The sequence below is a fragment of the Enhygromyxa salina genome, assembly GCF_000737335.2.
In the GTDB taxonomy this organism is placed as follows: domain Bacteria; phylum Myxococcota_A; class Polyangia; order Nannocystales; family Nannocystaceae; genus Plesiocystis; species Plesiocystis salina_C.
Map to the genome: position 1 here is coordinate 94,778 of NZ_JMCC02000073.1, position 7,521 is coordinate 102,298.

4 protein-coding genes are annotated in these 7,521 nt (G+C 71.2%); all 4 read right to left on the minus strand.

Features of this window, described 5'->3' with window-relative positions:
• Window positions 1-70: 70 nt before the first annotated feature.
• The 4 genes from DB30_RS25870 to DB30_RS25885 are packed head-to-tail and all read right to left on the minus strand — an operon-like array spanning window position 71 to window position 7,396.
• On the minus strand, window positions 71-1,789 hold the full coding sequence (locus DB30_RS25870) for a PepSY domain-containing protein (RefSeq protein ID WP_052553714.1): 1,719 nt from the start codon (window positions 1,787-1,789) through the stop codon (window positions 71-73).
• Window positions 1,783-3,087, minus strand: a complete 1,305-nt coding sequence (locus DB30_RS25875; RefSeq protein ID WP_052553716.1) for a lysine N(6)-hydroxylase/L-ornithine N(5)-oxygenase family protein — start codon at window positions 3,085-3,087, stop codon at window positions 1,783-1,785. Before DB30_RS25875 ends, DB30_RS25870 begins: the two co-directional genes overlap by 7 nt.
• A gap of 2 nt (window positions 3,088-3,089) precedes the next feature.
• Window positions 3,090-4,877: an IucA/IucC family protein gene (locus DB30_RS25880; protein WP_052553718.1), complete on the minus strand. Its 1,788-nt coding sequence runs from the start codon at window positions 4,875-4,877 to the stop codon at window positions 3,090-3,092.
• Window positions 4,871-7,396, minus strand: a complete 2,526-nt coding sequence (locus DB30_RS25885) for a GNAT family N-acetyltransferase (RefSeq protein WP_146660622.1) — start codon at window positions 7,394-7,396, stop codon at window positions 4,871-4,873. Before DB30_RS25885 ends, DB30_RS25880 begins: the two co-directional genes overlap by 7 nt.
• Window positions 7,397-7,521: the final 125 nt, after the last annotated feature.

Below are 7,521 nucleotides of genomic sequence, written 5' to 3' on the forward strand. Positions count from 1 at the left end.
CCCGGGTGCCGGAGTATATCGGCGGCCCGGGACCAACGCGAATCCCTGCTCGCGGGCGCCAGCGCCGGAGTCAGGAAGCACGCAGCTCGCGGTGGCGGCGAGCTGCCCGAGCGCGGTGGCTCACGACGATGCTCGCCGCCCCGAGCCAGGCGAGGCCCTCGATCGCGCCCGGCTGGACCAGCCCGAGCACCCAGCCCAGCACCGGCAGGGCGGCGAGCATCACGGCCACGCTGATCAGCAGCTGGCGACGACGGGTGGCGAGGTCGCCGGTCGCGACGTGCACGGCGATCACCACGCAGGTCAGCCCCACCAGCGCGAGCGTCGAGTCGGCGTCGCGGGCAACCGCGGGGATCCTGGACATCAGCGCGAGCTCGACCGTGATCACCACGAGCCCCACGCCCACGCCGGTCAGCCATCGCTGCAGCCGGGCCGCGCCGCGGAGGTCACCTTCACGGGTTCGCCGACGCACGAGCAGGCCGCCGCCCAACCACGCGAGCGCGACGAGGGCACAACCGAGGATCGTGTAGACGAGATCGACGACGATCCGCAGGTCGTCCCGGCCGTCCCATTCGCCCCATTCACCATAGTGAAGCGCGATCGACCCCATGAAACCCAGCATCCCCACCCCCGCGCTCGGCAGCGCTCGGCAGTCACGAATGTCCAGCTCCGCAGCCCCCAGCGTGACCGAGCCCCGCGCCAACAGGCCGGGCCCCTCGAGGCCAACCCGCACCACCGCGCTCGCGCGACCCGGGTGACGGACGACGAGCTGGTGAACCGTGGCGTTCGGGAGCCACGCGTCGAGCTCGGCGCAGCGGCGCTGGCTGATCGCCTGCAGATCTGGGTATTCGCTGGGTTCGTCGATCAGCGGCGTGCGGTCGGCGGCCAGCACGTCGCGCATCAAGGCCGCGCGATCGCCCTGGTACGCCGCGCCGCCCACGATCGGCACGATCACCAAGGTCAGCCCCAGCATCGCGCCGGACCAGGCCCACAGCGTCGCGGCGGGGATCAACCCTGCGCCCAACCATTGGTGCACGAGCATCGCGCGTGGACGCGGCGTACGAACGCGCTCGCGCGGGCCGACTCGCAGCCACCGTCGCGTCGCCAAGCCGGACAGCAGGATCATGCCCAGGCCCAGCCCGATGAGCCCCAGCACGGGCTCGCCGAGCTGCGGCGGGATCAGCAGGTGGCGATGCAGCTCGCGCAGCAACCACAGCGGCGGCTCGCCCCGGGCAATGACCTCGCCGCTCGCGGGATCCAGATCCACCCGCAGGTGCTCGCGCTGGGCGTTGAGGAACTCCGCGCGAATCCACGGCTCCGAGCGGCTCGCGGGGTGCAGCGTGACCTGGCCCGTCGACAGCTCGGGGTGCTCGCGCAACAGGGTCGCCAGCGCGGCGTCGAGCGCCTGATCCGAGGCAGGCCCGGGCAGCGCTCGTGCCTGACCGGCGGCGGGCACGGCCTGCCACCCTGCCAGCGCCCGATCCAGCACCGCGCCCACGCCCGAGCCAAACACCAACATCGCGGCGAGGGTGAGCGCGGCCCCGAGCCGACGGTGCAGCGCGAACAGCTGCCGACGCGCGTGACCTGGGCGCGCGCGCCGATACGCAGCCACACCCGCGAGCGCAAACGTGGTCCACACGGGGACCAAGAGCACGGCCGCCAGCGTGGCGCGCTCGACCGGCGGCCCCGGCCACAGCCGCGCGAACAGCCAGGTCGAGGCGCACGCCAACAGCCCCGACGCGACCACGATCACGCCCGTGCGGCCCCACTGCTGGGCACCCGTGGTCAACACGCCTCGCTTTGCGGCACCCAGCTGGGATCCGCCTGCCACCGGATCAGCTCGCGCTCGCGCCCGACGTCAAATCGCGGCCGGCCGATCACGTCGTTGAGGATCACCGCCGAGCGCCACGCCATCAGGCTCAGCTGCGACTCCGCGATCCCGTGGGTGCTGCGTCCGCCGTTGACGATGTACAGCCGCTCGCCCCCGTGCCGACGGCGTCGCAGCTCGAAGCTGCGTCCCACGAGCGGCTGCTGTCGATCATCGAGCTCGAGGCTGCCCAGCAGCGGCTCCACGCAGCTCGGAAGCTGCTCGCGCAGGCCGGTACACAAGATCACCCAGTCGGCGGTGATCCGCTCGTGGGTCTCGTCGAGTTGGTTGCGCAGGCCCAGCTCGAAGCCACCCGAGCCCCGAAGGTCGAGCAGCTCGCGGGCTGGCAACAGCTCCAGGCGCAGCGCCGAGCCCGAGACGTCGAGCTCGTAGGCCCGGTCATGCAGCGCGCGCAGGGTCGAGAGCGAGATCCCATCGCCCGCGAGCTTGTGCCGCTCGAGCAAGCTCGCGCGGCGCGGGGCTTCGAGGCGGTGAAACATCGCCATGAACCCGGGGGTGAACAGGTGGTTGGCGAACGGGCTCTCGTCGAGCGGCTCGAAGTTGAGCCGACGCGAGACCCAGCTCAGCCGCGCCGGCTCGCCCCAGGTCCCGCGCAGCAGCTCGAGCACGATCTCGGCCCCGGTCTGTCCGCCGCCCACCACCGCGACCGAAGATCCGCGCAGATCCAGCTTGCGCGAGAGGGTGTCGATCGCGTGGAAGCAGCGCGGACCCAGGTATTTGGCCGCACACGCGGGCACGTTGGGCACGCGCCCGGTGCCCAGCACCACACTCTGCGCGCGGGTCCGGCCGCGGTCGTGGATCAGCTCGAAGCCGCGGCGCCCAACCCGAAGCTCGCGGACCTCGTCGGCGAAGCGTAGCGACTCGAGCTGACTCGCGACCCAGCTGAGGTAGTCGGCAAATTCCAGCCGCCCGATCGCGGCCTGCTCCGTGGCCAAGAACGAATAAAAGCGCCCGTGCGAGACCAGGTAATTCAAGAACGAGTGGGGGTTGGTCGGGCTGACCGCCGTGACCAGATCCTTGAGAAACGAGGTCTGCATGCGCGAGCCCTCGAACATCAGCCCCGGGTGCCAGGCGAAGCGCTCGCGTCGCTCGAAGAAGCGGGTGCGCAGCTCGGGCACCTCGTCGGCCAGCGCCGCGATGCTCAGGTTGAAGGGGCCGACGCCGACGCCAGCGAGATCGACCTCGTCGATTGTCATGTCCATGCTCATGTCTCGTCCTCGAATTCAGCCAATGGGTTACACAGCGGAGGCCCGAGCTCCGGTACGGGTCGTTGGGCGCCGCCGCCGTGACCCGATCGCAGGCGCGAGCGATTCAGACAGATCCGGGCCATTTCGGGCTGAAACGGATCAAAGCGAGCAAACGCGTCGCGCAGCTGCGGGTGCGCGGCTTGGTAGCCCCGCAGCGTGCGACCGAGCAGCGCGAGGAGCGTAGGCTCGGGCACGCCCAAGCTGCGCTCGACCAGCGGCGCGACGAAGCGCAGCACGCTGACGAAGTAGCCGGTGTACAGATCGTGCAGCAGCTGCTCGTCCGGGAGCGCAGACAGCCCGGCCAGCGCGGATCCAGGCGCGAACGTGACCCGCTCGCTGCGGCGCAGATCCCCATGAAAGTCACGCAAGAACAGCCCCACGGGCAGCCCCTCGCGCAGGATCAGCCCCAAGTTTTGGCCGTGGGCGATCGCCCCGAGGCCGTGGGCACACAGCAAGTGATAGAGCGGGACCGCGGTGTGTTCGAACAAGCTGGCGAGCCAGTCCAAGGCCGTCACGCCGCTGCGCTGGACCCACGTCGCCAGCAGCGGGACGCCGGCCAGATCACACTGCTGCAGGGCCGCGGCGGGGACCTCGACCTCGCCTGGCTCGAGCCGCGTCGCCGCGCTGGTTCGCCAGATCACCCCAAGCATCTCGCGGAGCCGGTAGGGCGCGTGCTCGAGGGCCTCGAACGCGGGGTGGGGGACGTGCACGCCGCCTAGATCGGCGAGCACGCGCACATTGGCGAGCGCAGGGTCGGCCGCGACCCGCTCGCGCAGCGCTGCCCCGATCGCGCCGCCCCGAACCACGTGCTGGCCCGGCAGGCCCCGCCAACACGAGGTGTTGAGGATCGTCAGCGAGAGCTTGAGATCCGCGGCGGTACGACGGTCGACGTTGGCCAGGGTTCGGATCGACAGCCGCGGCGCGTAGTGATCCCCAAACTGACCCAGCGAGACGATCCGACCCTGGCCAAATTCGCGGGCGAACTGCGGGCCGATCCACCGCTGCCACTGCCACGGGTGAACGGGCACCAGCACGCCGCGGCCGACCAGCTCGGGGGCGCGGGCGGCCACGCAGGCGTCGAGCCTGGCGCGCTCGTTGGCGTCGCAGCAATGGTCGACCAGCGCGGATCCATCGGGCTCGGCGGCGCCGCTGCGAAGGGTGAGATCGGGGTCGACGACCAGCCAGTGCAGGCGCACACGCGCGCCGCTCTCGGGCGCGTGGGCGTGAAGATCCTCGAGCCCCCAGCCAACGCGACCGCGATGCGCGATCAGCTTGGGGTGGCCGTCCAGGCGCTGCTCGAGGTCCAGCGTGTCGAGCGAGGCCAAGGCCGGGGCGTCGAGGCCCCGCAGCGCATCACACTGGATCGCCTCGGCGACCAAGGATGTGTGGATCTCCTCGAACCAGCCAGCGAGCACCTCGGCGGTCGTGCCCAGCTCGCGGCGAGCATCGAGCAACAGCTGGGTCGGCGAGTCGACGGGCTCGAACGGCCCCGAGCCCGCGCGTCGCTCGACGCTGCCAACCTCGACGTGGACACCTCCCCACGCGCTTGGCCGGGCCCGAAACCGGTAGCTCACCGCGTACGCGAGGTGCAGCTCGTAGTCGCCGACGCCGCTCTTGGAGCTGGAGACGCGCCGCGGATCGAGCAGGCACTCGAAGCTCAGCTCGCCGATCGCCTGGGCCAAGCGTCGCGCGCTCGCGATCGCCCAGGTCTGTCGCCATTGCAGCTTGTCAGCTTCCGTCAACACGGCGCGTCGCTCCCAAAGTTGGCGAAGAAGCGCTCGCGGGTCAGGACCATCAGCACCGCGCGCTTGTGCGGGAACCGAACCTCGCCCCACTCGCTCCACGCGGTCGTGTCTGCCCAGCGGCGCACCCGGGCCTGATCGACCCGTGGCTCGCCGACCAGTCGCTGGGTTCGTGGTTCATCCAAGAAGCAAAAGTGGGCCATCGCCAAGAACCACTGCCGGCCCCAGCCGCGGTGGCGAACTTCCGGCTCGCCGATCGCCATGTGAAACCCGCGATCGAAGTCATGCGCGTCGTAGTGCGGGCCGAGCCGGTCCTCCTTGGCCCAATAGATCTCGTAGTAGGCGAAGGGCAGATCGTCGAAGCGGCCGATCGCGGGGATCACCCGCGGATCCGCGATCAGCTCGTCCATGCGATCTCGCAGGCGGGCGCGCGGCCAGTCCTGCTCCCAGAATTGCGCGACCACGGGATCCTGCATCCACGTACAGAAGCGATCGAAGTCGCGGTCGGGATCAAAGGTGTGCAGGCTGAAATTGCGATCGATGCTCGGGCAGTAGCGGCTGTAGAGCTGGCCCGCTGGCGCGCTTGGGCGGCGCGGGTGCTCGACGGTGCCCGTCCAGGTCCGGTCGCGCTCGGGCGGTCGCGCTGGGTTGGCGTGGTGCCACGGCTGGGGTCGCTGGTAGAAGCTGTCGCGGATCACCAGCTCGCCATCGACGACCACGTGGCGAAGCTGCGCCCGGGTCGCGAACAGGTGATCCAGGGTCGCCGCGTGGGCCCGCTCGGAGCCAGCGTCGAGCCAGCGCAGCTCGGCGCGGGCACCCGACTCGCGCAGCTCAAAGCGGCGCTGCTCGGCGCCAAGCTCGATCTCACCGCGCCGCCAGCCGGGACTGCGGGGCGGGTCGAAGCGCTCGAACAGCTCGAACAGCTGGAACAGCTGGACATGGGCGGTCTGTTCGCCGCCGCCATCCGGGTCACGGAAGCGGCCGGCGCAGCGGCGCGCGGCCGGACGCGGCTGCTCGCTCGTGCTGGCGCGGGCGAGCGGGTTGGCGATCGCCCGGTAGACCGTCTGTGGATCGGCGAGCGAGACCTCGTCGAGGTCGCTGGCGAAGCAAAACAGGTTGGCTTTGGTCCACAGCTGCGGCGCGTCGAGCAGGTAGTCGATCCCGCGCGGATCGATCGGCCCGCGCGCGCGCTGGGCCTCGAGCACCGCCCGCAGCTGCTCGACGAGCGCAGACACGGCGACCCCGGGGATCATCGCAAGCGAGGCGATCACGTTGAACACCCCGTTGATCACCACCGAGTAGGCCCAGACCCGCTCGGCCAGCGGCGAGCGAAACGTGGATCGGGTCACCGCCGGCAGCTGCTCGCCAAACCGACGCGCCGCCAGATCGGTGTACGCGGTGCCCTGGGCGTCGCGGAACCAGGCGATCTGCGGCTCGATGCCCGCGAGCGGACCGGCGCTGGCGAACCCGAGCACCAGGTTCTGCTGGTGGGCGCTCAGCAGCAGGCCAAAGTCCGCCTGCGCTTCGATGATCGGATCCAAGACCACGGCGGTGAAGCGCCCGAACCACTGGTGGGCGAGGGCGACGGCCGGCAGGCCCGAGCGCGCTGCGGCTGCCTCGATCCGCAGCGCCAGCCGGCTGCGACCCGTGACCGCGTGATCCTGAAGCAGGGTCGCTAGCACCTCGGCCCGCTGCGCGGCGCGAAACGGGTTGTCGCGCAAGGCAACGAAGGACGCGCGCGGACCCGGCCCACCGTCGGCGTCGCGCAGGCCGAAGTAGGCTGGCTCGCGCAGGATCCTGAAGTTGGGGTGGCGGCGCTCGAGCGCGCCCGCGCCGGTCTCGTCGAGGATCCGGCCAAGCAGCACGCCCCGCTCGAGCTCGGCTGGCGACAGGGTCCGCAGCGAGTTGGTCAGGCGGATCGGCAGCGAGACCTTCAGCATCCACGGGCAGCCGTCCGCGAACACAGTGCGCAGCGACGAGGTTGGAGACCACGGGCGTCCGATCGGGCCAAGCGCTCGCAGCCGCCCGCGCGCGTGGACGCGCTCGCCCTCGAGCGCGCGGGCCTGACACGGGTGCAGCGGCACCAAGCTGAAGTCATCGTCGAGCGTGGCGGCTTGGGCGGCCCACGCGGGGTCGCTCGCGATCAGCTCGTTGAGGCGCGCGCTCGCGGTCTCGCCACCGCCGACGACGAGCCGCTCGCGCGCGACCGCCCACAGATGCAGCGACGTCGCGCCGCGCAGCTCGGGCACGTAGTGGTTGTCGGTGTCGTCGCGCAGGCCTTCGCGCAGGCGGGGCGCCGGGTGGACCGAGTGCCCGAGCACCAGCCCTTGCTCGGCCTCGATGAAGCCAAGCGGATCATGGGCGAGGTGATCGATGTCGTCGGCTCGGGCCGCGAGGGTCTGCGCGAGGTTGGCCGCGCTGGCCCGGACCCGCGCGACGAAGCGCTCGCGGGTGGCCGCGCTGGCCTGATCCAGCCCGATCGCCGCGCAGATCCGCGGCTCGGAGATCAAGCGGGCGACCACCTCGTTGACGTCGAGCGCTCGCTCGCTGCTCGCCGCCCCGACAGGCGGCTTCTCGTCGCCAACCGCGTCGAGCTACAGCTTGGCCGCTACGACGAGGCCGAGTCTCGCTTCGTCGATGGCATCGC